Genomic DNA, 26,604 nt, shown 5'->3' with positions numbered 1-26,604 from the left:
TATTCAAAGTTTCAACGCTCCTTTTTTCGAGCGTTTTTTCTTGACTTTTAAGTCTACAAGTGTAGACTATAACTTGTAGATGACAAATGTAGATTATAAAAAAGAACAGATCTCCAATTCTGAATGGCAGGTCATGAGAATCGTCTGGTCGCTTGGCCAAACGACAACTAATGAGTTAATTAAATATTTGAATCGTAAAGAAACATGGCAGCCTTCAACGGTTAAGACTTTAGTATTTCGTTTGGAAAAGAAGGGGTATTTGACTGATGATGGGGTCAGCCGAGGCAGAAAATTTAGTGCTCTTATTTCCGAGAGTTCGGCAATGCTCGAAGCTGGAGATAATCTGTTTTCTTCAATGTGCGCTATGAAAAATGGTATGGTTTTAAACCATTTGCTTGAAGAATTGGAACTATCTAAAAAGGATATTGAAATTATGATCGGAACCTTGGAAAAAAAGTTGCCGAATGCGGCCAAAGAGGTTGCTTGTAACTGTTTGCCTGGGGAAGAAGGTGACTGTAAATGAAGATGGATGATATGAAGGATATGAAGATGGATAACATGGAAGGCATGAAAATGGATCATGGAAACATGAAAATGTCGGACGAAACCTCTCGAATGGATCATCAAATGAGTCACGAAGATATGATGATGTCAGCTGATTTTAAAAGTAAGTTTTGGGTTTCGCTTGTTCTGACAATTCCAGTTTTACTTATGTCTGATTTGATGGGTTTATTGAGTAAGCCGATTATCAGTTTTCCAAGATCAGTTTGGCTGTCTGCCATTATTGCCAGTGTGATTTTCTTTTACGGCGGCGGAATTTTTATCAAACACGCTCGAATGGAATTGCAAATGAAAAAACCGGCAATGATGAGCTTGATTTCAATGGCAATCATCGTCGCTTACTTATACAGTATTTATACTTCCTTCGCAGGTGTTGGAATGGATTTTTGGTTGGAATTGACAACTTTGATTGACATAATGCTGTTAGGACATTGGGTTGAACAAAAAGCGACGGCTAAAGCCGGTGATTCTTTTGAGGAGATGGCTGCGCTTTTGCCTAGCGAAGCAACCGTCTTGCATGGCGATATGCAGATGAAAATGCCCTTATCCGAAGTTAAAAATGGCCAAGTTGTTCTTGTTAAGGCTGGTGAAAAGATACCGGTCGATGGCCGGGTCGTCGATGGAAAGTCCAGTGTGAATGAATCGATGGTCACCGGCGAGAGTCGGCCAATTAATAAACAAACCGACAGCAAAGTAATTGGCGGATCGCTGAACGGGGATGGCAGTTTAAAAATAAAGGTCACCGCCACTGGAGACTCTGGTTTTGTTTCTCAAGTTATGGAGATGATCTCTAAAGCCCAGCAACAAAAATCACGATCGGAAAGCTTGGCTGACAAAGTTGCTTCTTGGTTGTTTTATATTGCTCTGGCTGTTGGCTTGATTACTTTTGTAATCTGGTATGCGATCACAAGAGATTTCAGTACATCGATCGAACGTTTGGTAACTGTACTCGTGATTGCTTGCCCACATGCTTTAGGCTTGGCAATACCTTTGGTGATCGCTCGTTCAACTTCAATTGGTGCTCGAAATGGTTTACTGGTGCGTAATCGTCAGGCAATTGAAAATGCACCGAAAATTAATATTTTGGCCATCGATAAAACAGGAACGTTGACTGAAGGTAATTTTGCTGTTAAAGAATATACAAATGATCAAGTACTAACTTTAGCTGCCAGTTTGGAACAAAATTCCAATCATCCGTTGGCTAAAAGTATTGTTTCTTTTGCCACCAGAAAAAAATTAAAACTTAAAACCGCCGATCAGGTTAAAAATATTAGCGGTGCCGGCTTGCAGGGCATCGTCGATGGAAAACAATATTTGTTCGTTTCGAGTGGATATCTAAATAGTCATCATATCTCCTTTGATAAAAAAGAAGATAATCGCTTATCTGCTGAAGGAAACTCGATTTCCTATCTTATTTATCAAGATCGGGTCTTAGGTTTTGTTGCGCAAGGAGATCAGATTAGAACGGAAGCAAAACGGTTTATTTCTGGAATCGGAGCTTTAAATATTAAAGTAGTCATGTTGACCGGCGACAATCAGGGTTCGGCAAAAGCTGTTGCCAATCAATTGGGCATTAAATATTTTCACGCTCAATTACTACCTGACGATAAAGAAAAAATAATTGAAAGTTATCTTAGAAAAGGAAACAAATTGGCAATGGTCGGCGATGGAATTAATGATGCTCCCAGTTTGACACGCGCCGATATCGGTATTGCTATTGGCGCCGGCACAGATGTCGCGGTCGATTCTGCTGATGTTGTTTTAGTTAAATCAAATCCATTCGATATTTTGCGCTTTTTGAAATTAGCTAGATCGACCATGAAAAAATTGGTTGAAAACCTCTGGTGGGGTGCCGGCTATAACTTGATTGCGATTCCTTTGGCTGCCGGTGTGCTTGCGCCAATTGGTATCATTCTGTCTCCAGCTGTCGGGGCAATTCTAATGGCTCTTTCAACTGTGATTGTTGCAATTAACGCAATGACCTTAAAAGCAAATTAAAAACCCGCAAATAAAATTGCAGGTTTTTATTTTGTGATCAGAACATCAATCTTGGCATTTCTGACAACGAAGGACGTTACTGAACCAATTAGAAGTTTTTCGATATTATTTAATCCGGTAGCGCCGACAATCAAAAGATCGGCTTTGAATTTCTCCGGAAGTTTGTAGGCAATCAGTTGCCTTGGAGATCCATACTCAACATGTGTTTTAACATTCTTAACGCCAGATTCAATTGCCTGTTTTTTCAATTTTTCCAAACTGTCCAAGGACTCGTTTGTAAGTTTCTCCAAGAACTTCTCATCGAAAGTTCCCATTGATTGGAGCGAAGGAGTATCGATTACGTGCGCAATAACCAATTTCGTTTCTTTACCATGAACAGCAGCCATCGTAACAGCTTTTTTAAAAGCATCACCTGCTTCTTTACTGCCATCGGTTGCAATTAAGATTGTTTTATATGCAATGTCCATACCTTTATTTTAGGCATTTTCAGCCCGATTATCAATTTGAATCGAACTTCAATCATCACTTTGAAGAAAGTGACTTCTTTGAAAAACAATCACAGATTTTGAGCAGTTAACTATTTGAACGACTGACCCGAAGCGGTTTGGAAAAAGTAAAGAAACTAATTAAATTAATCATGATCATAATCCCACTTACAATGAAAACTCCACGGTAGTCGAAAATATTCGCTACCAGTGATCCCAATAAAGGACCAAAGACGTTTCCCATTGCCAAAAAACTTTGATTATAAGAAAAAATCCGGCTGGTAAATTCTTGAGGTGTTTCGTGAGCGAGAATTGCTTGGATGGCCGGATTCATTGCTGCCGTTGTCAAGCCGATGAAAAGACGCAAAACGAACAGCACCCAAACATTTGAGACGAAAGCCATCGGTATCATTGAAACAATCCCAATTAAAAAACCGCCGATAACCAATTTTTCCGATCCGATCCGATCACCCAGACGACCGAAGCGGGGTGCGAAAATTATCGCCGTCATACCTGGCGCCGCTGCAATTAAACCAGCAATCATTGATAGATGGCTTTCATTTGGTTCCAGCAATTGCCGGACATATTGTGACAAGATCGGGTTAATTGAATTCGTCACGAGATTAACAACCATTGAGGTAATGAAAAGTCCAAAAACCATCATTGGATATTTTGCCGATTTTAAAGCTGATGGTTGTTTTCCTGTCGGTTTTTCAGTCACCAGGGTTGATTTATCTTCATGAACGCCAATTAAAGTTAGAAATGTCAACAGGAAGAAAATCGACCCGGTAATAAAAAAGGGCATCCGATAACCAAAAATATTCGCCAAGAACCCACCTAATAAAGGACCTATCAGTGCGCCTGACGTATAACCGGTTACAACGATTCCCAAAGCGTGTCCGGAATAAATTTTTGGTGTGTCTTTGGCGACTAGAGCGTTGGCATTGGAAACATAACCATTGAAAAAACCCATTAAAAATCTTAGCCCGATTAAGACCCAAACACTTGTCGAAAAACCGGTCAAAGTGTAAACGACAGCCATTCCCAATGCTGCCCTAATCAACATTGGTTTCCGGCCGACCCGATCGGCGAGTTTTCCCCAAATCGGCGAGACAATCGCCGTCATTAAAAAGGTCGAAGAAAAAGCAATTCCGGAGTAAAGATTGACTTCTGCTTTGGTAAAGTTTCCCAAAGTTTCGGTAAAAAGGCTTAAAAAGGGCAGTACCTCTCCGGAACCGACACCAATCATGAAAGTTCCGAACCACAGGATATATATATTTCTTTGCCAATTTGGCAGGTCATTTAGTTTTTTAAACATGTTTGCCTCTTAATAAAAAATATCAGCAGTCGATAACGAATCGTTTTTTTTCGATTATCTATAATTGATTACTTGAAAAGTAGTTGCTAACTTCCATATAATTCAGAGGCTTGCCGGTTAAAATAATTTATTAAACGGAGACAAATTTATGAAGATCAGCACTGTTCAAGAAATCAGATATTGTATTGGCTGATTAAAAATTAACTTGGGTTAAAGCCCAAATGGTCTTTTCGGATTTTAAAATGAATGAAAAGAAAAAAGCTTGATCGCTGCTTCAACGAACGTATATTAAAATAGATGTTGCAGCTGCACTTGGCGCCTATCATTATACGCCAGTCCGATTAGTTAGTTTTATGAAAAGAAAAATTAATCAAGCTATCTCCAGGTTCGAACCGTTCATTTTATTTAGGACAGAGAAGGAAAAAATATTAAAATGCATTATTCAATTGCGGAAATTTGTAAAATTGTTGATGGAAAACTTATTAATATCAGCAACCGGCAAGCTAATGAGACTTTTGTCGACAGTCTTGATTTCGACAGTCGAAAAATTAAACAGGGCGCTTTGTTTTTACCGATTTCCGACCATGATAATGCGTCGGTTCACAAACTCTTTTCGGATTATACGATTGCCGAGAAGGATGGTCATAAATTTATTAATTCTGCTTTGAAAAACGGGGCAGTTGCCAGCTTTGCCGATCATATTGTCCAAACGAGTCTGCCTTTGATTCTTGTTTCCGATACACAATTAGCCTTGTGGGCATTAGCTAAAAATTACTTGAATAAAATTAATCCCAAGCGAATTGCTGTGACCGGCAGCAACGGCAAGACGACAACCAAGGATCTGATTGCATCTGTTTTATCAAGGAAATACAAGGTTCACCGAACTGTAGCCAGCAATAACAACGAAATCGGTGTCCCGACAACAATTTTGAATATGCCGGCAGATACCGAAATCGCGGTTATTGAAATGGGGATGGACCATCTGGGACAATTAACGGCTTTGTCAAAAATGCTTGAACCTAACATCGCTCTGATCACGATGATCGGAGAGGCTCACATCGAGTTTTTTAAAACAAGAGACAAAATAGCCGACGCCAAAATGGAGATAATTAAAGGTTTAAAAAAAGACGGAACTTTCATTTACGATGGCGATGAGATTCTTTTAAAAGAACGCGCCGATCTATTTTCCGGGGAAAAAGTTACTTTTGGCGAAAAAGAATCCAATAATTTTTGGGTCAGCCAAATAGAAGACAAAAAACGCTTGTCTTTTAAAGTCAACCAAGAGACTTATTCGGTAAATCTTTTAGGAAAGTTTAATGCTGACAACTGTGCTGCTGCCGTGGCAGTTGCTAAAGAATTTAATTTAAGCAGCAAAACGATTCAGGAAGGTTTTGATAATTTGCAAATCACAAAAAACCGTTTGCAGCTGCTGACTGGTTCTAAAGGAGAAACGATTATTTCCGATGTCTATAATTCGAACCCGACCGCCGCTATTAAAGCGATTGAAATTTTAAAAGATTTCCCAACCCAGGGAAAAAAGATTCTTGTTTTGGGAGATATGCTTGAACTTGGCGACCAGGAAGTTTCTTTGCACCTTGCTTTAAAAGCTCCAATCGAAAGGGCGGCTTTTGATGAGGTTTATCTTGTTGGTCCGATCATGAAAAGTTTGGCTGTGAAAATGCAGGCCCGCTGGTATGATAAGGCTTTTTTAACCGACCTGAGCCGTGATTTGCAAAGCAGTTTGTCTAAAAATGATGTAGTATTATTAAAAGCTAGTCACGGGATTCATTTAGAAAAAGTAGAACAAGCGTTGATTTGAGTTGCAAAAGGTTTAACAATCCCGTACACTTAGGAAGAATGATTAGCTACGTTTGAGCAACGGATTTTGCAAGTGGCACATTTATACGTTTTACAAAATTTAGGAGATTAAAATATTGAAATTTGAAGAATTTGGACTTAGTCCAGAACTTTTGTCTGCGGTCAAAAAGCATGGTTACGATGAAGCAACCCCGATTCAGGAAAAAACAATTCCGTTGATTATACAGGGAGTTGATGTCATTGGCCAAGCACAGACCGGTACAGGTAAGACGGCAGCTTTTGGTTTGCCGATTTTAGAAGAAGTGGATCCAAAGAACCCACAAATCCAAGCCTTGGTTATCAGCCCAACACGCGAGTTGGCTATGCAGACCGAAGAAGAACTCAACAAGCTTGGTTCCGACAAACACGTGAAAACTCAAGTTGTTTTCGGTGGGTATGATATTCGCCGACAGATCCATGCTTTAAAAGAACATCCACAAATCCTTGTCGGTACTCCCGGACGATTGATTGATCATTTGAATCGTCATACGATTGATTTTCGCGGAGTTAAGACTTTGGTAATCGATGAAGCCGACGAGATGCTAAACATGGGTTTCTTGGAAGATATCGAAACGATTGTTCATTACACGCCGGATGATCGTCAAACTTTACTTTTTTCTGCAACGATGCCTGACGACATTAAGAAAATAGGCGTTAAATTTATGAAAGATCCCGAAGAAGTCCACATTGCTTCTAAGGGTCTGACTATCGATTTGGTTGACCAATATCTGGTTAATACTCGCGAATATGAAAAGTTCGATGCGATGACACGCTTATTCGATGTCGAACAACCTGAACTGGCAATTGTCTTTGGTCGGACAAAGCGTCGGGTTGACGAATTGACCAAAGCTTTGCAGCTCCGTGGCTATAAAGCTGCCGGAATTCATGGCGATTTGGATCAAGCAGCCCGTATGCGGACTTTACGTTCCTTTAAAAAAGGAGAATTGCAGTTCTTGGTTGCAACCGATGTTGCGGCTCGTGGCTTGGATATTTCCGGAGTTACGCATGTTTATAATTACGATGTTCCCCAAGATCCCGAGTCTTACGTTCACCGGATCGGTCGTACTGGTCGTGCCGGACACCATGGTGTTTCTGTAACTTTTGTTGTTCGTGGTGAAATTGATTATCTGCGGGCAATTGAAAAATTGATCAATAAGCGTATGGCCGCTTTAAAGCCGCCTTCGGCTGAAGAAGCGCATATTGCCCGTCTGAAGAACGCCAAAGCAGAGACTTATGCTGTTTTGGGTAAAACAACTATTGATAACGTCGAAGACGAAGCAACCGAAATTGCCAATCAATACGATGCTAAGTTAATCGCAGCTGCATTGTTGCACGCTCTGTCCAATGATGATGAAAGAACTCGTCCTGTCGATATCGCACAGGAAAAGCCTCTTCCTCGTCGTCATAGTTCATCTGACCACGGTCATAACTTCCGTAGTGGACGCTCTAATGGCAATCGTGGTCGCAATGGTCATAGCAATGGCAACCGCGGTGGTCGTCGTGGCGGATTTAAAGAAGAATTTGTAATTGATCGTGGCCATAAGCCGGCCGATCGTCGCAATCAACGAATTCAGGCACGTCCAAAAGGGGTTGCGAAAGCGGCTCCGAAAAAACGTGAGTTTAAAATTGTCAAAAAGTCATGAGTTATCGAATTGGGATTGATATAGAATCAATTAGTGATGTTCAGGCTGCTGCCGAGAAGCATAAACAATTCTTGGATAAGGTTTTAACGAAGTCCGAACAAAAGCAATTGGCTGGTCGTAAAGGTAATGGATACTATGCCTATTTGGCCGGTCGTTTTTCTTCTAAAGAAGCTTACGCAAAAGCAACTGGTTTTGGAATTGGCAGCAAAGTTAATTTCACGGATATTGAAATCCTGGATGATGAAAATGGAGCACCAAGACTTTCAGTTTCTGGTAGGTCTCTTTTTTTAAATGCAAAAAGTTATCAAATTTCCATCTCACATAAGATAAAATTAGATTTGGTAGCTACTGAAGTATTAATTGAGGTTGAAGATGGTAACAGCGATTCATAGACCAACTTGGGTCAGCGTCGATTTAGACGCAGCCGCACATAATTTACAAGAGATTAGAGAGTGGACAAAAGCAAAAAAGGTATATGCAGTCTTAAAGGCGGATGGTTATGGTTTGGGAGCCATTCCGTTAGCAAAAGCTTTTCAGGAAACAGCTTCTGCAGATGCTCTGATTGTTTCTAATTTGGATGAGGCACTTGAACTTCGTCAGGCTGATTTGACTTTGCCGATTTGGGTACTTGGAGCTTGGGATTATTCTGATTTAAAACTTTTTATTGACCATGATATTGTCATTACTATTCCAAGTCTTGCTTGGCTGCAGAACTTGCCTGATTTTGAGGGGACCTTAAAAGTCAGTCTTGCGATCGATACTGGAATGACACGAATTGGTTTTGATAAAGCTGACGAAATTTCAGCTGCCAAAAAAATTATCGATAAAAATCCTCAACTGGATTTATTTTCTGTTTATACTCATTTTGCTACAGCGGATGAAGCTGGTGAAAAGAGCAAAGCTTATTTTGAAGAACAGCTCCGGCGTTGGCAGGAATTAACCATTAATCAAGGATTCGACCCTTCATTATTTAGTATGGCCAATTCGGCCACTTGTATCTGGCATCACGACGACCCAAGAATATCTTTTGCAGCAATTCGTCCTGGCCAATTGATTTCTGGTGTTAATGTAAGTAACGGTGAACTTAAAATGCCACCGAATTTGCATTTGGAAAGAATTTTTTCTGTTTGTTCGGAGATCGCCGATGTTCGTTTTGTTAAAAAAGATCAATCTTTAAGTTATGGCGCCAGCGAAAGAATGCCTGAAGATGGTTACGTTGCTACATTACCTTTCGGATACAATGATGGTTGGTTGAGACGAATGCAAAAGAGTTCTGTAATTATTAATGGAAAGAGAATGCTGATTATCGGCCGCATTACAATGGACCAGACAATGGTTAAATTGGATCGTAAATATCCAATTGGTACGCGGGTTACTTTAATCGGGAAAGATGGTGGCGAACAAATCACTGTCGAGGAAGTTGCTAATTATTCGCATACAATCGTTGATGAAATTCAGACGACTCTGGCACCTCGGATCAAAAGGATTTATACTGGCGACTTAGCCGAAGTAATCGGTGCAAATTATGGTTAGGAAAAAGGTGCCTGAACGCGGGGATATTTATTATGCTGATCTATCTCCAATTATTGGTTCCGAACAGGGAGGCGTTCGGCCGGTTTTGATTTTGCAAAATGATACCGGCAATATTAATTCCCCAACGGTTATAATCGCGGCCATGACTTCAAAACTAGGCAAGACAAAATTGCCCACCCACGTTTGGCTTCCGGCAAGTGCAACGAAATTAAAAAAACCATCAATTATTATGCTCGAACAGATCAGAACAATCGATAAACGCCGATTACACGATTTCGTTGATACGCTTGAGGAAAAAAATTTAAATGATGTTGTCAAAGCTTTGAAAATCAGTCTAAATCTTGACTGATTTTTTTATTCTTGTTTAATGAAAGTTTTTTTTATTATCTGTATGATAAAAGGGTTATGACTAAAAGAAATAAAATTTTAATTGGGATTGGAAGCTTATTAGTGGTGGTTTTTTTTGTTTTTGAAATCATTATTATGGTTAAGCAGGAACAAGCTAGCGAAGCTGCTTCTAGTTCGAGCAGCCAGGCTTCGACAAGTAGTTCTTCAAGTACTCTGAATGCAAAATATACAACGAGCGAGTTAAATAAATTGGATCTACCGCAACTTTCGACAACTATCGGGTCGGAAGAAACGAAAGTTACAATCGAAACGACCGATGGTACAATTGTTGCTAAAATTTTCAACAAATATGCTCCTTTGGCAGCAGAAAACTTTTTGACCCACGCTAAAGAGGGCTATTACAATAATCTGGATTTCTTCCGAGTTGTTAAAGATTTCATGATTCAGTCCGGTGATCCGGATAACACTGGTCTTGGCGGGAAATCTATTTGGGCTTCCGGCACGCATAAGAATAAGAAAATCGATTCCGGATCGGGATTCAAAAATGAAATCAGCCCAAACCTCTACTTTATTCGAGGAGCAATTGGAATGGCTAATGCTGGTAGCAATACCAATGGTTCTCAATTCTTTATCGAACAAAGTAGTACTAATGTTCAATCGCAAATCACCGATAAGAGTTCTTATCCAACCAAGATTTACGACGCATATAAAGAAGGTGGTACGCCAAGTCTGGACGGTAATTATACTGTCTTTGGACAAGTTATTTCCGGGATGGATGTTGTTGATAAGATTGCCTCTGCAGCCGTTAAGACCAATTCGGTAACTTCCGAGAAATCGGAACCAAAGAAAGCAATTAAAATCACAAAAATCATTGTCGGTAAGGAAGGCGCTCAATAACTATTCGTGAGAAATTTTATTTGCAATTTCTTGTGAAAAAAAATGATTTAGCTACTATAATTATCTAGTTATGTGGAAGTACGTTAAAAAGGTTCTGATTGGCAAGCCGCTAAAAACGAATAACACCGGATCCCAAAGTTTAAATATTTTCAAGGCGCTGGCTTTATTGTCTTCGGATGCCCTATCTTCGGTCGCTTACGGAACGGAAATGATCACTACGGCCTTATTGGCTGGCGGTGCTGCTGCTCTTTGGTTACAGTTGCCGATTGCTGGCCTGGTTTTGATTTTGCTTGTTGCAATTGCATTATCTTATGTGATGATTATTCGTGCTTACCCATCCGGAGGTGGCGCTTATGCAGTTGCCTCCCAAAATTGGGGCCATTGGATAGGATTGGTTGCCGGCGGCTCTCTACTGGTTGATTATATGCTGACCGTCGCTGTTTCGGCGGCTTCTGCAACTGATGCAATTAGTTCGGCAATTCCTGAAATTCATAATTTTTCTTTGCTTATTTCGATTGCAATTGTTATTTTATTGATGTTGATGAACCTTCGTGGCTTACGAGAATCCGCCAATTTTTTGATGGTTCCAGTATATTTCTTCGTAGCAGCGATGATTGTTATGCTGCTTATCGGTTTTGTTCGTTTGGGCTTAGGGCAGATTGCTTATCACGCGCCGACACTGGCTGAAAAAATATCGCCAACGATGACCATTGGTTTTCTCTTGTTTATGAAGGCTTTCTCTTCAGGTTCTTCGTCTTTGACGGGTGTTGAAGCGATTTCGAATTCTGTACCTAATTTCAATAAACCAAAAGAACGAAATGCTTCTAAAACACTTTTGATTCTGGTGTTTATTCTTGGTTTCTTCTTTGGTTCGATCACATTTTTCAGCTATTATCTTGGTATTGTTCCAAACGGGCAGACAACTGTTATGGCACAAATTGCCGATGCTATTTTTGGCGGCACCGGAATTGCTTTTTATGTTTTTCAATTGGCAACGGCTTTGATTTTGACTGTTGCTGCCAATACAGGTTTTTCTGCTTTTCCAATGTTGGCATACAACATGGCTAATGATAAATTTATGCCGCATTTATTTAAGGATAAAGGCGATCGCCTTGGCTATTCAAACGGAATTGTCAGTCTTTCAATTGGTGCGATTGCTCTTTTATTGGTTTTCGACGGTAAGGTTGAAGCATTGATTCCTCTATATGCTGTCGGAGTTTTCGTTCCTTTCACTCTGAGCCAGTCGGGAATGATAATTCACTGGTGGCGGGAGCGCGGCAGTTTTTGGATTTTCAAAACGTTGATTAATTTTATCGGCGCATTGATCTCACTGGTCCTGGTTGTGTCGATGTTTACTTTACATTTTTCCGGTGTCTGGCCTTATTTGATTATTATGCCTTTGCTTTTGCGTCTCTTCCATGGAGTTCATTCTCATTATGTCAGTATTGCAAAACAGTTGAAACTGACACCAGCCAAAGCGCGCGTTCACCGTCACGATTACGATGGCGCGATGGTGATTGTTTTTATGGGTAATGTCACTCGTGTTACAATTTCAGCAATGGATTATGCAAGATCCATCGGCGATGAAGTTATTGGAATGCATGTTTCCTTTGATACAGATATTAAAAGAGAAAGAAAAACAGCTAAAGAGTTTGAAAAATATTTTCCCGGTATTCGTTATGTAGATATTCATTCGAGCTATCGTTCCGTGATTGTACCGGCTCGCGAATTTATTGATTCGATGAGTAAACAAGCAACCAAACGGAATTGGTCATTGACCGTCATGGTACCGCAATTTGTTCCAAAACATTGGTGGCAGAACGCGATGCACAACCAGACGGCTTTCAGATTAAGGAATGCTTTTGTTTCTCGTGACGATATTACGATTTCTTCTTACTACTATCACCTCAGAGACTGATAGAATGTTTATTGTGAGTAATCACAATTACGGGATGTAGCTCAGCTTGGTAGAGCACCACGTTCGGGACGTGGGGGTCGTGGGTTCGAATCCCGCCATCCCGATTATCTGTATGAGACTTTGTAAATGACCGGATCTTAGAGTAGGATGGAATTAATTTGATTTAAAAAGTTGTTTACTCAGCTTTTTTTATTTTGGAGAAAGAATTTTTATGGGGATTTTTATAAAATTAAAATGGTTCTTCAAAGAAAATTTGAGGATGTATGCAATTGGATTGTTATTGCTATTTCTAACGGACCTTTCACATGTGGTTCCACCATATATTATTGGTCTTTTTACTAACGAAGTGGTCGATCGCAAACTAACCTGGATTTATTTGCTGGTCTTTTTGTCGATTCTGGCTTTAATTTATTTATTATCTTATTTATTTCGTTATGGTTGGAATACCCACATTATCAAAGGGGCAGCTCTATTAGAAAGAACTTTGCGAAAGCGTCTTTACGACCACTATATGGAGATGGACGCACCTTTTTATCAAAAGTATCGTACCGGTGATTTAATGAGTCACGCGTCAAATGATTTATCTGCAATTCAAAGAGTCGCTTCCGGCGGGATTTTGATGGCTTTCGATTCTTCTGTAAGTATCCTGCTGGTGGTTGCTTCGATGATAATTTTTGTTGACTGGCGTTTAACTTTAATCGCGATTGTGCCTCTTCCTTTTTTGGCAGTTGGCGTTTCGTGGATTATGCCTCGATTAAGAAGAGCCTTTACCCAGTACCAAGAAGGTTTTTCCAAAATGTCAGACCATGCCCAGGAATCATTTCTCGGTATGAAAGTTATTAAAACCCTTGGTCAATCCAAAGAAGATATTCAGGCTTTTAACGGACAAACAGATCGCCAAATCAGGATTAATGCGCGAGTTGCTCGCGTTGATTCGATGTTTGATCCTTTAGCGACTATTATTATGACTTTTTCTTACGTTTTAATGATTATTCTTGGTAGCGAATTTGTCCTTCACAAAACGATCACAATTGGTCAATTGGTCAGTTTTACGGCTTATTTGAGTCAGCTGGTTTGGCCGATGTTTGCTCTGGGACAACTTTTCAATGTTTTGGAACGTGGGAATGCCTCATATGATCGTGTAATGGATTTAATGAATGAAAAAAGTCTGATTCACGATGATCCAAGAGGTGTTAGCGTTGTTAAAGCGGGCGAATTGAATATCCGAATCAAGTCCTTTAATTACCCCGATGATCCAAAAGCTGTTTTAAAAAATATTGATATCAAGGTTCCCAAAGGAAAAACCTTAGGGCTCGTTGGACCGGTCGGCTCCGGCAAAACGACCATTTTGCGACTTCTTTTGCGTGAATTTGATTCTTATGATGGCGAAATAGATTTTTCCGGTCATGATATTCGCGATTACAGATTATCTTCTTATCTAAAAAAAATCGGTTATGTTAGTCAAAATAATTTTCTTTTTTCAACCAACATTGCTAAAAATATCGCTTTTTCCGACCCCGATCTGCCTCAGAACGAAGTTGAAAAAGTTGCTAAATTGGCTGCCTTGCACGATGATATCATGCAAATGCCAAAGCAGTACAATACCGAAGTAGGTGAAAACGGTATTAGTCTTTCCGGCGGCCAACAGCAGCGTGTTGCGATCGCCCGTGCTTTAATTGTTAGTCCGGCAATCTTAATTCTCGATGATGCGCTCTCTGCCGTCGATGCACGGACAGAAAAAGATATTTTAAATGCCTTGCAGCATCAGAGCAGGGACCAAACGACGATTATCTCGGCATCGAGAATTTCCTCAATTATCAATGCCGATGAAATTCTTGTCTTTCAGCACGGAAAAATTATCGAACGTGGAACTCATCACCATCTTTTAGCCCAGAATGGCTACTATGCTAAGACGTTCCATCAGCAGGAAATGGCCTCTCACTATGAAGCTAAATTGACAGGAGGTGACTAATGGCAGAGAAAAAAACTTCCGAAACAACTGAAAATAACAGTGTTTGGGCTCATTCAATTAAAGTTCGAGACCAGCTTGCCGTTGTCTGGCGTTTAATTAAAATGGCACGGCCTTCTTACCTGCTTTTTAGTGGCTCGATTTTCTTTGTAATTATTACGATCGTTTTCGACGGTTACCTGCCCTATATTCTGGAAAATTTCATGAATAAGCAACTTAACGATCCTAGTACGCCATTAAAGACAGTTGTCGCTTTTGCATTAATTTTTGGTTCGATTCGAATTTTTTCGGCAATATTATTGTATTTTCAAAACTTTTGGTATACACAGGCTTCTGAAACAGCCTTGAATAATGTTCGAAAAAAACTTTATTTAAAACTCCATTCCTTGGGCATGCGTTATTTTGATCAGGTTCCCGGCGGTGCCTTGGTCACTCGTGTTATGAATGATACAGAATCTTTTTTTGATTTTTGGACGCTTTTTTTGAATCTTTTATATGCAGTGATTTCGATCATCAGTATTTATATCTTCATGTATTTTTCCGATGCCGGATTATCGATTGGTTTACTTCTGATTATCCCGATTACTTTATTTACCATTTGGATTTATCAAAAATACTCTTCCAGTGTCTACCGAAATATGCGTGCAAAATTATCAACCTTAAATGCCAAGTTAGCCGAATCGATCAACGGAATCGAGACAATTCAGAATTTTCGCCAGGAACAACGGATGATGGGCGAGTTTGAATCTATAAATCAAGAATATTTTGATGCCCGATTTAAAATGGTAAAGATGGATTCACGTTTGCTTGGCCCAATGAATCAACTACTCCTGGGTTTGTCGATTGTCTTTATTCTTTGGTACTTGGGTAATCAATCTTTTTCGTCGGCAGTAGCTGGCGGGACAATTTATGCTTTTACCAATTGGATTGCCAACATTTTTAATCCTCTGAACAATGTTCAACAAAATTTGTCGACATTTCAAGATGGGATGGTTGCTGGATATCGAGCCGGCAAGATTCTCGATGATACGACTTACGAACCGGCACAAAATAAAGGAGCTGCTGAAGAGGTTTCTAAAGGAAAAATCGAATTCCAGCACGTTGATTTCTCTTATGATGGTAAAACAACGATTCTTCATGATTTGACTTTTACAGCCGAACCCGGTCAGACCGTTGCGCTGGTTGGCCATACTGGTTCTGGAAAATCTTCGACGATTAATGCTTTGATGCGTTTTTACGAGTTTCAAAAGGGCCGGATTTTGATTGACGGTCATGATATTCGCGATATCGAATTAAATGATTTTCGCAAGAAAATAGGGTTGGTTCTGCAGGACAGCTTTATGTTTTTCGGTGATATAAATTCCAACATCAGGATGTATGATGACTCGATTACCGAACAACAAATTAAAGCAGCTGCGAAATTTGTCGATGCCGACAATTTTATCGAATCTCTGCCAAAGGGCTATCAAACACCTGTTTTGGAAGGCGGATCGTCCCTCTCGGCCGGTCAAAAACAATTAATTTCTTTTGCTAGGACAATTGTTCGTGATCCGAAAATTCTGATTCTTGATGAAGCAACAGCCAATATTGATACTCAGACTGAAGCAGCAATTCAAAAGGCTTTAAAAAATATGCGGACAAATCGAACGACTATTGCAATTGCCCATCGACTCTCAACGATTAAAGATGCCGATTTGATCCTTGTTTTGGATAAAGGTTCGGTTGTTGAACGCGGTACTCATCGCCAATTACTTGCCAAAAAGGGTTATTATTACGACCTTTATAAGATGCAAAGTATGGAAAATGCCGGGAAATAAAAGATTTCTTTACTTCTTTTTTAGTCTCTGTTTAATATTAATATCGAAAGCCGGTATAATTATTTGTAATTAGAAACAATTTTGAAAGGATTTCAATGGTAGAAAATAATCAGGATAATATGATTCAATTTGTGGACGTAGAAAAATACTATGGTCATTTCCATGCGTTGAAAAATATTAATTTAACGATCAAACGGGGAGAGACGGTCGTTTTAATCGGACCTTCAGGTTCGGGAAAATCAACTTTAATTCGCGCGATAAACGGATTGGAACCAATTCAGGAAGGACATTTGATTGTTAACGGATATGATCTTCATGATCCAAAAACCGATATTAACAAGATTCGTAAACGTGTTGGCATGGTTTTCCAACATTTTAATTTGTACAATAACAAATCGGTGATTGAAAACGTTATGCTTGCTCCGAGAATTGTTAGTCATATTCCGGAAGAAGAAAATGAAAAATATGCCTTGGAGTTATTGGATCGCGTTGGTTTAAAAGACAAAGCTGGTTCAATGCCAAGTATGTTGTCTGGTGGACAAAAACAACGTGTTGCGATTGCCCGCAGCCTGGCAATGAAGCCGTCAGCACTTCTTTTTGATGAGCCGACTTCTGCCTTGGATCCGGAAATGATCGGCGACGTGTTAAGAATTATTCAAAATATTGCAAAAGATTCCGATATGACCAGTTTGATAGTTACTCATGAGATGAATTTTGCCCAAAACGTTGCTAATCGAGTTATTTTTATGGCTGACGGAGAAGTACTCGAAGATTCAAAGACGAGTGATTTCTTTAAAAAACCGAAAAGTGTCCGCGCGCAACAATTTGTTGATCAAGTTCAAAATCATTAAAGAAGAGAGGAATTATGGAGAAGGCAAAAAAGAGAAAGATTGGGATAATTTCATCCATAATTTTGACCTTGTTAATTATTTTTGGCGTGGTTTCGGCATCCGCCCTTGCTGAAAACAATTCTAAACATGTCGATACTTGGGAACGTGTTAAACGACTTGGCAAAATTCGCTGGGGAGTAAAGGCTGACACAAAATTATTCGGTTTAATGGATACTAAAACCGGCCAACCGGAGGGATTTGATGTTGACATTGCCAAAGCCTTGACGGTTCAGCTTTCAAAGCAATCCGGTGTGCCGATGCAGGCTGATTTTACGATTGTTACTTCAAATACCCGTATTCAGCTTTTAAAAAATGCGAACATTGATGGTTTTATTGCAACGGCGACAATTACTCCGGAAAGAGAAAAAGTAATTGATTTTTCTAATTCCTACTTCAAAGCCGGGCAATCGATACTTGTTAAAAAAGGTTCTGGAATAAAGTCGATTAAAGATTTGAATAATTCCAAATCAACCATTATTGGTGTCGTTGGTTCTAATTCTGTTATTAATGTTAAAAAGTTTGCTCCGAAAGCGAAAGTTCTTGCTTTAGGGGATTATGGACAGGCTATGGCTGCTTTGAAAGCTGGTCAAGGTCAGGCGCTTACGACTGATAACGGAATACTTTATGGTCTTGCAACGGAAAATCCTGGTTATACAGTCGTTGGCGGCACTTTTACATCGGAGCCATATGGAGTCGCTTTTGATAATAATCAGCCGGAGATGGTTAAACAGACCAATAAAGCTTTAAAAGCAATTATTGCAAATGGAACCTATAATAAATTAATTAAAAAGTGGTTCCGGGGTGTTCCCGGACTGGATTGGAGGTCGCTTGAAAAATGATCAGTTTACTAACTTCTAATTTTCATTCTTTTCTAGTAGCTTTCGGTTATACTCTGCTTTCAAGTATTATTGCTTTGATTGCTTCGACTGTGTTGGGAACCTTATTTGCGATTTTGCAGATTGTTCCAAGCAAGACGGCGAATGTTATTGCTAGGGCTTATATAGAGGTTTTCCGAAATATTCCGCTTTTAATCATTGTTATGTTCTTTTATCTAGTGGTCACAAAAATTGTTAAGATAGGTGGTTTCACGGCTGGAACGATTGGTTTAACGCTTTATACTTCGGCTTTTATTGCCGAAACCGTTCGTGCCGGGATTAATTCTGTTGGAATTGGTCAAACCGAAGGAGCACGTGCCAATGGATTGTCTTCTTGGCAGACTTTAAGAATTATTATTCTCCCTCAGGCTTTTAAGATTGCTATCCCTTCATTGGGTAATCAATTTATTAATCTCGTTAAGAATTCTTCTATCTTGGCCTTTGTGGCAGGTGGCGACCTGATGTACACAGCGAACAATGTTGCTGCAACGACTTTTGATAGTTTTAATTCTTATATTATTGTAGGAATTTTTTATTTGATTATTACTTTGCCCTTGAATTACTACATGAAGTTTCTGGAGACAAAACTAAAGGGAATGGCTTAAAGGGGGAGTTATGAATATTATTGCAGCTGGAATATTTGACGCTTTTACAAAAAATAATGTCCACTATCTTCTTGGCGGGCTTGGAATTACAGTTGGGGTCTCGATAATTTCCGTTATTGGCAGTTTGATTTTTGGTTCTTTCATAGGAATAATTATTTATGAGAAAATACCTTTCTTATCAAGATATGTTTCGATAATTAATGACGTTATCCGCAATTTACCACTTTTATTGATTATCTTTTTCGTTTATTTCGTTTTGCCGGTAATTGGTATATATTTACCGGTTTTCTGGGCAACTGTGATCGCGATGACCGTTTTTGAATCGACTATGTTGGCTGAGATTATTCGTGGGGGATTGCTAGCGATTCCGATTGGCCAGACCGAAGGAGCCAGGTCGGTTGGAATGACAAATCAGCAGGCGCTGTTAAACATTATTCTTCCTCAGGCAATTAAAAAAATGATTCCACCAATTATCTCTCAATTGATATCTTTGGTTAAGGATACGAGTTTGGCAGTTGGAATTGTTTTGGCTGAAATGACATTTCGTGGACAGATTATTTATGCACAAAATTCGAATTATACAATTCCGGTTTTTATTGCATTAGCGATTATGTACTTCATTCTGAATTACGGTCTTTCTCTGATTGCACGTTGGTTTGACCACAGGATGGCAGCTTGAGACCTATTTTATAGGTCTTTTTTATTTAATATCTATGTTAGAATTGAAACAATTTAGGGGGAAAAATGGTTAGAGTACAAGATGATTTGTTTTCAGCGATTAATGAAGAATGGCTGAAAACAGCAAAGATTCGTCCTGACATGCCTTCTGCAAGTTCGTTTACTGATTTATATTTATCAATTGAAGACGATATGCGCGCTGATACAAAAGCTTTTGCCAGCGGCGCAGAACAATCGCCAACTTATTTAAAAAATTTCATTGATCTTTACAAGCTTGCAGGAGATTGGGACAAGCGAAATGAGGAGGGTGCCGAACCGATTAGAAAAGCTTTAAAACCGATTCTTGCTTTAAATAGTTTCCGGGACTTTTCTTTGGCTCTTGCCGATTTAGATTTGAACGGTTATGCCAGCAGTTTTAATGTTGGTGTGACTCCCGATTTTAAACAGGCTGATCGTTATATTTTTTGGGTTGACGAACCCGGTACTATTTTGCCGGATTCTACTTATTATGCCGATGATAATCCGCAAAAAGGACCATTATTGACGGCCTGGTCTAAAATGACAAGCCACTTGCTGATTGCTAGTGGATATTCGAGTAAACAATCCGAGACAATCGTCGAAGATGCTAAAAAATTTGATGCCTTGTTACCGAAGTTGGTTTTAAGTCGTGAAGAACAGACCGAGTACTACAAGAATTATCATCCAAAATCAATTGAGGATTTTTCTGCTTATTTGGATACGATTGATCTAAATGCTTATATTGAAAAATTGGTCGGTAAAAAAGTCGACAAAGTTATTTTGTCTTCCGAACGCTTTTGGAAGGCCGCTAAAGAAGTCTATTCCGAGGATCACTGGCCGATTTTTAAGAACTGGTTGATTGCCAAAAATACCAATTATTTTGCGAGTTTTGCTTCCTATGATCTATTTAAATTTGCCGGTAGCTTTTCAAGAACTTTAACTGGTGCGGCTCAAGCACCTTCACCGGAACGAGAGGCTTATGCGCTTGCTCACAGCCAATTTGGTTTTTTACTTGGAGAATACTTTAGAATCAAGCATTTTTCTCCCGAAGCAAAAAGCAACGTTGAATCAATGATTCACAAAATGATTGCTGTTTATCGCGATCGTCTGACGCATAACGACTGGTTGGGCCCGAAAACGATCAAAAAAGCAATTAATAAGCTTGACCACATAGCAATCAAGATTGGCTATCCTGATAAAGTCCCAACACGTTTTCTAGAAAGAAAGGTTGACCATACTGCCACTCTTATGGATAATTACATTTCTTTGTCGAGACAGGAAGCGCGTTTTCGTCTTAGCCGTTGGAACACAAAGGTCGACACAAGCGAATGGGATATGACAGCCGATACGGTTAATGCTTATTACGATCCTCAAAGTAATTCGATTAATTTCCCGGCTGGGATCCTTCAATTGCCTTTTTATGAGTTTAAACGTGATCCTGCGGCTAATTATGGTGGTATTGGGGCTGTTATCGCTCACGAGGTTTCCCATGCGTTCGATACTAATGGGGCCCGTTTTGATGAAAAAGGTTCGCTGAATAATTGGTGGACCAAAGACGATCTAAAAGAATTTGAAAATCGAGCCAAGGCGATCGTTCAGGCATGGACGAATTTGAAAATCGACGGGGTCCCTGCCAATCCAAAATTAACTTTAACCGAAAACATTGCCGATCTTGGTGGCATGAGTGCGGCTTTGCAGGCCGCTGAAAACGGCGATCATTTTTCGGCTAGACTTTTCTTTTCGACTTGGGCGGCTATTTGGCGAATGAAGGCTAACGATGAATACGTAAAGCTTTTGGCCAGCATAGATGAACATGCTCCAAATAAGCTGCGGGCCAACGAGCCTGTTAAAAATTTTCAGGAATTCTTTGATGCTTTCGCCATTAAGAAAGGTGATGGAATGTATCGTGCTCCTGAAGATCGCGTAAAGCTTTGGTGATTTGATCGACAGGAAATTTTTTAAATAATTAATTGAAAGAACACATGCTGACAGAAAATAAAAATTCAAAATATCTAGTTAACCGTGAGCTTTCCTGGTTGAAGTTTAACGATCGAGTCTTAGCGCAGGCAAACGATCAAAGGCATCCCTTATTAGAACGAGCCCGTTTTCTCTCTATTACCCAAAAAAATCTTGATGAATGGTTTATGGTTCGTCTGGCCTCGATTCATCAGATGGTTCAACTGCGTTTAAAGTCGAAAGATCCGACTGGCCTTTCGCCAACGGAGGAACTGGACGTAATTTCGCTTGCTGCAGGTGCCCAGTTGAAAAAACAACATTCTCTATATGCACGATCACTGGTTCCAATGCTGGCCAAAAAGCACATTAACATTCTTGGGATCGACGAACTTGAAGAATCGCAATATGATTGGCTGGAAAAATATTTTCAGCAGGAGATTTTGCCGATTTTAACCCCGATGGCTGATGATGGTACACGCCCTTTTCCTTTTTTGTCTAACGACAGTTTAAATCTTGGCATTCGGATTGTTGCCAATCCGACTAAAAAGAAAAAAAGCAAAACGGAGAATTATGCTTTTATTCAGGTTCCAAAGAATCTGCAGCGGGTAATTAAACTTCCGATCGGAGTTGGACAGACTTATGTTTTGATCGAAGATGTAATTCGAGAATATATCAATCTTTTATTTCAAGGCTATAAAATTCAAGAAGTAACTGCTTTTCATTTACTTCGTGATATGGAATTAAGCATTGCCGAAGAAGATTCTCCTAATCTTTTAAAAGAAGTCCAGACCCAATTAAAAAAACGTGAACGTGGTCAGGTAATCCGTTTGGTAGCAGAGAAAAAAATGTCCAAGAAACTTGAGAAGCATCTTCAAAAAGCTCTCCCCCTTAACAAACGGAGAATTTATCGTGTTTCTGGTCCGGTTGATCTGGCTTTTCTTGATACTTTGATCAAACAAGTTCAAATTCCTGAATTAATTTATCAACCCTTCCAACCGAGAACTGAGTTGTCGTTAATGGGCAAAGGAATTTTTAAAACGATTGCCGACCATGATGTTCTTTTGCAGCATCCTTACGATGATTATGGACCAGTTGTAAATTTAATAAATCAAGCTGCCGATGATGACCAAACGATGGCAATCAAAATGACTCTTTATCGAGTTTCTGATCATTCTCCGATTGTAGCTGCGCTAGGAAGAGCCGCTGAAGCAGGTAAACAGGTTACGACTCTGGTGGAAGTCAAAGCACGTTTTGACGAAGAGAACAATGTTCACTGGGCTGAGGAATTAGAAAAACAGGGAGTTCACGTGATTTATGGTCTTCCTAATCTAAAGGTTCATGCCAAAATGACTTTAATAATCAGAAAAGAGAGTTCCGGAATCAAGCGCTATATGCATGTTGGAACCGGCAACTATAATGAAGTAACCGCTCGTCTTTATACAGATATTTCTTTGTTTACATCCAATGATCTTTTGGCTGATGATCTTGCTCAGGTTTTTAATTACTTAACCGGCTATTTTGCACCGAAAAATTTGAAAATTGCTCATATATCTCCGAATGGGATCGCTGATCATCTTGAGAAATTGATTGATGCCGAAAGTGAGGCGGAACTAAAGGGTCAAATTTCAGGAATTTGGATTAAGGCTAATTCTTTAAATGACACCAATATCATTGAACATCTTATTTACGCTAGCCAGACTGGCGTTCCGATTCATTTGTTGATTAGGGGTATCGAAACACTCAAACCGGAAATAAAGTCGGTTACGAATAAAATCAAGGTTCATTCGATTGTTGGACGTTTTCTTGAACATTCTCGAATTTATAGGTTTGCTAATAATGGTAACCCCTTGACTTATATTTCCAGTGCAGATTTAATGCCAAGAAATCTTTACCGTCGTGTTGAACTTTTAGTGCCGATTGTTGATCCGAAATGCGAATCGGAACTTGCCGAGATCTTTGAAACGATGTGGGCCGATACAGTTAATATGTGGAAGATGAAATCAGATGGCAGTTATGCTCGGCATTCCAAACGTCGCCGGAGAGTTGATAGCCAAGCGTTGTTTATGGAACAGGAATTCGTTGCAGACAGGTTCGCTGAAAAATTTGTTGGCGATGAATATGTTAGACTAAAAGTGGGAGAGTTTATGACAAAATTTGCAATTATTGATCTTGGATCAAACTCGATTCGAATGACAATCAGCCAATATCGCAAAAATGGCGAATACGAGGTGCTCGGTCGTTTTCAGGAAATGGTTCGTTTATCTGCTGGGATGGGCAGGAAACGCGTCCTGCAATCCGATGCAATTGATCGCACGATTCAAGCTGTTAAGGAATTTAAAAAAGAGATCGCAAAATATGACCAAATCAACGTTAGGGCGGTTGCGACGGCGGCTGTTCGCCAGGCCTCGAATCAAGAAGAATTTTTGGAAAGGTTTCAGTCTGCCTTGGATCAGCCGTTGGAAGTGATTTCCGGAATTCAAGAAGCTCATTATGATTATATGGGCATCATTGAGACCTTGCCAATTGACAATGCACTGATTCTTGATACCGGTGGAGCATCTTTGGAAATGGTCATGGTTAGAGACAGGAAAGAAATTCATGCAATTTCTTTACCTGTGGGAGCGGTAAATATTTCAGAAACCTATCTGGAAAAAGATAAAATCTCGGCAGTTTCTTTTTTCAAAAGCTCGACTGCTTTGCAGCGACTTTTTCGCGATGTTTCCTGGCTTTTGGAGGTTCGAAATTTTCCGATTGTTGCGATTGGCGGTTCCAATCGAACTTTAGCGAAAATCTCTCGCCGACAACGAGAAGTTGTTGGTTTGCCGATTCATGGTTATCATTTGCCGTCGGATGAAGCTAATCATATATTCGAACAAGTTCTTGGCAGCAATTTGAAAGAACGGGGCGATCTTCCTGGCTTGGCCAAAAATCGAGCTGACATTATCGTGGGTGGTATGTTGCCGATAATCAAACTTTTTCAGTATATCGATTCCGATCAAGTTATTTTTTCACAATCTGGTCTTCGCGAGGGGATTCTCTTTGAAGAAATTCAAAAGGTTACCGGCCATGAAGTTCTTGACCCGAGAGTTGATGAATCGGTTGATACAGAAAGTGACGAGACTTAATTCCAACGAATGAAAAACTTTTTTGTAAAAACAAGTCTTTTTTTGTTGGCCTTTTTTGTCGTTCTTCTTTTTTGTTTTCTTCAATCTAAAGAACAAAATAAATCAGTCCACAAAAGCGGGCAGCCTCTGCGCCCTTATCATTTCCATAAAATCGATCAATTTTCGGTTAAGTATAAAGAAAATTTTGATACAAATAAATTTCAAAGGAAAAGCCCTTTGGCCAGGACAATTAAACAAGAAATTAAAGATAGTAATTTTTCTGGGAGTATTTTAATTATCCACAAGAATAAGATCCTCTTGAATACCGCCTACGGTTATGCCGATAAGAATAAAAAGATTCTGAACACACCGAAGTCGTTTTATGGAATGGCCTCAATTGAAAAAGGATTGACGGCTTTATTGATTATGAAACAGATTCAGGCCGGTAAAATTACTTTGCAAACCAAACTTGACCTTTTTTATCCAAAAATTCCAAATGCCAAAAAGATTACCATTCATAATTTGTTAACAATGACTTCCGGACTTTCATCCAAAGGCAATCCGATAAATTTAAAAGATGGAAATGCATATATTGATTGGTATACAGATCATGCCATTCAAAAATATCCAATTGGTAGTTGGCATTATGATGCGACTAATTTTAAAATTTTAGCCGGTATATTGAAAATATTGACGAAAAAAAGCTATGCCACTAATTTAAAAACTGAGTTTGGCAACAAATTTCATTTCTTATCGCCGGGTGAATTTGTTGCTAGCAAAAATCATACGTACTCTTATAAAAATAATTTAACGACTGAAGCAAGCTTTTCCAAAGATCCTTCATATCTTCAACGCGAGGTTGCGACTGGCAATCTTTTTACAACGACAGGAAATTTATATTTGTACTTCCGACAATTACTTAACGGAAAATTAATTCCAAAAAAACTCGTTCAAGAAATGTATTCAAAAGTCAATGGTTTTGCTTATGCTTCCGGTGCTTATACTTATCCCCGATATTATAAAGCTCACGGAGATATTTTGAGTTATGAGCCGAGTATCTTTATTAATAAGAACGCTACTAACGCCGTTATCATGCTTTCAAATGTTTCAAATAAAGTCCCTTGGGAAAAATTAGCCGAAAAAATTTTTCAGAAAATCAACATCTGATTATTTTCTGGCACAGTTTTTTATTGACTGCTAGAATTATCTTTGTAGAAGGGGAAAATGACTGAAGCTGCTTATACAAAAACATACATCGACCGAGCCGAGGGGGGCAGACGCATTTGCTTTTAGATGATGTTCAGGCTGATGATCAAATATTTTTTCAGACTGTGCTTCTTTCTTTGGACGAGCGTTTTAAAGGACGGTCTGACTCGCTGGAAAAAAATATTACCGGGGTCTTCAATTCCTTAGTCGAACTGCGTATAATCAACCAGGCAATTATGTCGGGTAAGGCGATTGTTTTTCCAAGTGATTTTCCCTATGAAAGTTTTTTATCCTTTAAAAACGGTGATCAAATTGTTTTGACCCGAGAAAAATTATTGGCCTTCGTTGAATTATTTTTCAAACAAATTCGTCAGATTTTCCAATCGGAATGATCTTCTTAAAAAGCTTGGAAAAACTCAATTAACTGATAAAATGTAAGTATGAATTTCTATGAACCGGAAACAAATACAGATGATCAGCTTAAAAAGAATATCGAAGCCAAGGGTCGCAATTTAATGTTTTTATCTGCCGATTGGTGCGGAGATTGTAAGGCGATCAAACCATTCGTTCAGAATATCAAGGATCAGGTTTCAAAGACTGCCAATTGGTTTGATGCAGATCGGGATGCTAATTTGGAAATTGCCAAAAGCCAAGGTTTGAGGGGAATCCCATCTTTTGTACTCTTTCAGGATGGCAAACAACTTTCTCACATTGGAGACGGGGAACGTCTGACTCCCAAACAAGTTTTGGATTGGTATCAAACAACTCTATAAATTTTTAATTTTTAGGACGCTTTGATGGCGTTTTTTATTTGTTTTTTTCTTTTCTTTCTGCCTGCGTTTTAAAAAATATTCGATAAAAAAGATTCTTTTTTTAAATTTTTGGTTTACATTTTGTTTGTCGCATGGCATAATTTGTACAATTCGCT

General features: G+C 39.3%; 22 protein-coding genes and 1 tRNA gene. 21 read left to right on the top strand and 2 right to left on the bottom strand.

Features of this window, described 5'->3' with window-relative positions; all coding sequences use genetic code 11:
• The first annotated feature begins 79 nt into the window (after window positions 1–79).
• Both J3U91_RS08540 and J3U91_RS08535 read left to right on the top strand, forming a co-directional pair.
• A complete protein-coding gene (locus J3U91_RS08540; RefSeq protein WP_002816476.1) occupies window positions 80–523 on the top strand; it encodes a CopY/TcrY family copper transport repressor in 444 nt (147 codons plus the stop codon).
• A complete protein-coding gene (locus J3U91_RS08535) occupies window positions 520–2,559 on the top strand; it encodes a copper-translocating P-type ATPase (RefSeq protein WP_002819466.1) in 2,040 nt (679 codons plus the stop codon). Before J3U91_RS08540 ends, J3U91_RS08535 begins: the two co-directional genes overlap by 4 nt.
• 26 nt (window positions 2,560–2,585) lie before the next feature.
• Here J3U91_RS08535 and J3U91_RS08530 read toward each other — a convergent pair whose 3' ends face one another.
• A complete protein-coding gene (locus J3U91_RS08530; protein ID WP_002816475.1) occupies window positions 2,586–3,026 on the bottom strand; it encodes a universal stress protein in 441 nt (146 codons plus the stop codon).
• Window positions 3,027–3,132: 106 nt separating this feature from the next.
• Window positions 3,133–4,362 (bottom strand): MFS transporter, encoded by a 1,230-nt coding sequence (locus J3U91_RS08525; protein WP_002819464.1) that lies wholly within the window; start codon window positions 4,360–4,362, stop codon window positions 3,133–3,135.
• A gap of 433 nt (window positions 4,363–4,795) precedes the next feature.
• On the opposite strand from J3U91_RS08525, the gene J3U91_RS08520 reads away from it, so the two are divergent.
• The 19 genes from J3U91_RS08520 (at window position 4,796) to J3U91_RS08430 (ending at window position 26,449) form a co-directional block, all read left to right on the top strand.
• Window positions 4,796–6,181 carry a UDP-N-acetylmuramoyl-tripeptide--D-alanyl-D-alanine ligase gene (locus J3U91_RS08520; RefSeq protein ID WP_002819463.1) on the top strand — a complete coding sequence of 462 codons (1,386 nt, stop codon included), beginning with the start codon at window positions 4,796–4,798 and terminating at the stop codon, window positions 6,179–6,181.
• A gap of 115 nt (window positions 6,182–6,296) precedes the next feature.
• The gene (cshA, locus tag J3U91_RS08515; protein ID WP_002819462.1) at window positions 6,297–7,862 is read left to right on the top strand and encodes a degradosome RNA helicase CshA; all 1,566 of its coding nucleotides are present in this window, start codon (window positions 6,297–6,299) and stop codon (window positions 7,860–7,862) included.
• The gene (acpS, locus tag J3U91_RS08510) at window positions 7,859–8,254 is read left to right on the top strand and encodes a holo-ACP synthase (RefSeq protein ID WP_002819461.1); all 396 of its coding nucleotides are present in this window, start codon (window positions 7,859–7,861) and stop codon (window positions 8,252–8,254) included. The genes cshA and acpS overlap by 4 nt, the downstream gene beginning before the upstream one ends.
• Complete coding sequence (gene alr, locus J3U91_RS08505; protein ID WP_002819460.1) at window positions 8,235–9,395, top strand: alanine racemase; 1,161 nt, start codon at window positions 8,235–8,237, stop codon at window positions 9,393–9,395. The genes acpS and alr overlap by 20 nt, the downstream gene beginning before the upstream one ends.
• Window positions 9,388–9,744 (top strand): type II toxin-antitoxin system PemK/MazF family toxin, encoded by a 357-nt coding sequence (locus tag J3U91_RS08500; RefSeq protein WP_002825582.1) that lies wholly within the window; start codon window positions 9,388–9,390, stop codon window positions 9,742–9,744. The genes alr and J3U91_RS08500 overlap by 8 nt, the downstream gene beginning before the upstream one ends.
• Window positions 9,745–9,800: 56 nt before the next feature.
• Window positions 9,801–10,640, top strand: coding sequence for a peptidylprolyl isomerase (locus tag J3U91_RS08495; RefSeq protein ID WP_002819457.1), 840 nt, complete (start codon window positions 9,801–9,803; stop codon window positions 10,638–10,640).
• 70 nt (window positions 10,641–10,710) lie between these two features.
• Window positions 10,711–12,558, top strand: a complete 1,848-nt coding sequence (locus J3U91_RS08490; RefSeq protein ID WP_002819455.1) for an APC family permease — start codon at window positions 10,711–10,713, stop codon at window positions 12,556–12,558.
• Window positions 12,559–12,588: 30 nt separating this feature from the next.
• Window positions 12,589–12,662: transfer RNA gene (locus tag J3U91_RS08485), tRNA-Pro, on the top strand.
• Between the two features lie 107 nt (window positions 12,663–12,769).
• Window positions 12,770–14,530, top strand: a complete 1,761-nt coding sequence (locus J3U91_RS08480) for an ABC transporter ATP-binding protein (protein WP_002819454.1) — start codon at window positions 12,770–12,772, stop codon at window positions 14,528–14,530.
• Window positions 14,530–16,344 (top strand): ABC transporter ATP-binding protein, encoded by a 1,815-nt coding sequence (locus tag J3U91_RS08475; RefSeq protein WP_002816538.1) that lies wholly within the window; start codon window positions 14,530–14,532, stop codon window positions 16,342–16,344. The genes J3U91_RS08480 and J3U91_RS08475 overlap by 1 nt, the downstream gene beginning before the upstream one ends.
• Window positions 16,345–16,439: 95 nt before the next feature.
• Window positions 16,440–17,195 carry an amino acid ABC transporter ATP-binding protein gene (locus J3U91_RS08470; RefSeq protein ID WP_002816537.1) on the top strand — a complete coding sequence of 252 codons (756 nt, stop codon included), beginning with the start codon at window positions 16,440–16,442 and terminating at the stop codon, window positions 17,193–17,195.
• A gap of 14 nt (window positions 17,196–17,209) precedes the next feature.
• Window positions 17,210–18,073, top strand: coding sequence for a transporter substrate-binding domain-containing protein (locus J3U91_RS08465; protein WP_002819453.1), 864 nt, complete (start codon window positions 17,210–17,212; stop codon window positions 18,071–18,073).
• Window positions 18,070–18,714, top strand: coding sequence for an amino acid ABC transporter permease (locus tag J3U91_RS08460; RefSeq protein ID WP_002819452.1), 645 nt, complete (start codon window positions 18,070–18,072; stop codon window positions 18,712–18,714). The genes J3U91_RS08465 and J3U91_RS08460 overlap by 4 nt, the downstream gene beginning before the upstream one ends.
• A 10-nt stretch (window positions 18,715–18,724) precedes the next feature.
• Window positions 18,725–19,393, top strand: a complete 669-nt coding sequence (locus J3U91_RS08455) for an amino acid ABC transporter permease (RefSeq protein ID WP_002819451.1) — start codon at window positions 18,725–18,727, stop codon at window positions 19,391–19,393.
• A gap of 65 nt (window positions 19,394–19,458) precedes the next feature.
• Window positions 19,459–21,348 carry a M13-type metalloendopeptidase gene (locus J3U91_RS08450; protein ID WP_002819450.1) on the top strand — a complete coding sequence of 630 codons (1,890 nt, stop codon included), beginning with the start codon at window positions 19,459–19,461 and terminating at the stop codon, window positions 21,346–21,348.
• Window positions 21,349–21,392: 44 nt separating this feature from the next.
• The gene (ppk1, locus tag J3U91_RS08445; RefSeq protein WP_002819449.1) at window positions 21,393–24,491 is read left to right on the top strand and encodes a polyphosphate kinase 1; all 3,099 of its coding nucleotides are present in this window, start codon (window positions 21,393–21,395) and stop codon (window positions 24,489–24,491) included.
• Between the two features lie 9 nt (window positions 24,492–24,500).
• On the top strand, window positions 24,501–25,637 hold the full coding sequence (locus J3U91_RS08440) for a serine hydrolase domain-containing protein (RefSeq protein ID WP_002819448.1): 1,137 nt from the start codon (window positions 24,501–24,503) through the stop codon (window positions 25,635–25,637).
• A 116-nt stretch (window positions 25,638–25,753) separates the two neighbouring features.
• On the top strand, window positions 25,754–26,068 hold the full coding sequence (locus J3U91_RS08435) for a hypothetical protein (RefSeq protein WP_002819447.1): 315 nt from the start codon (window positions 25,754–25,756) through the stop codon (window positions 26,066–26,068).
• 48 nt (window positions 26,069–26,116) lie between these two features.
• Window positions 26,117–26,449: a thioredoxin family protein gene (locus J3U91_RS08430; RefSeq protein ID WP_002819445.1), complete on the top strand. Its 333-nt coding sequence runs from the start codon at window positions 26,117–26,119 to the stop codon at window positions 26,447–26,449.
• The last annotated feature ends 155 nt before the right edge of the window (window positions 26,450–26,604 follow it).

The sequence above is a fragment of the Oenococcus oeni genome, assembly GCF_020510245.1.
GTDB classification, from domain to species: Bacteria; Bacillota; Bacilli; order Lactobacillales; family Lactobacillaceae; genus Oenococcus; species Oenococcus oeni.
The sequence above is the reverse complement of the archived record's forward strand: the minus strand, read 5'-3'. Positions and strand labels throughout refer to the sequence as shown.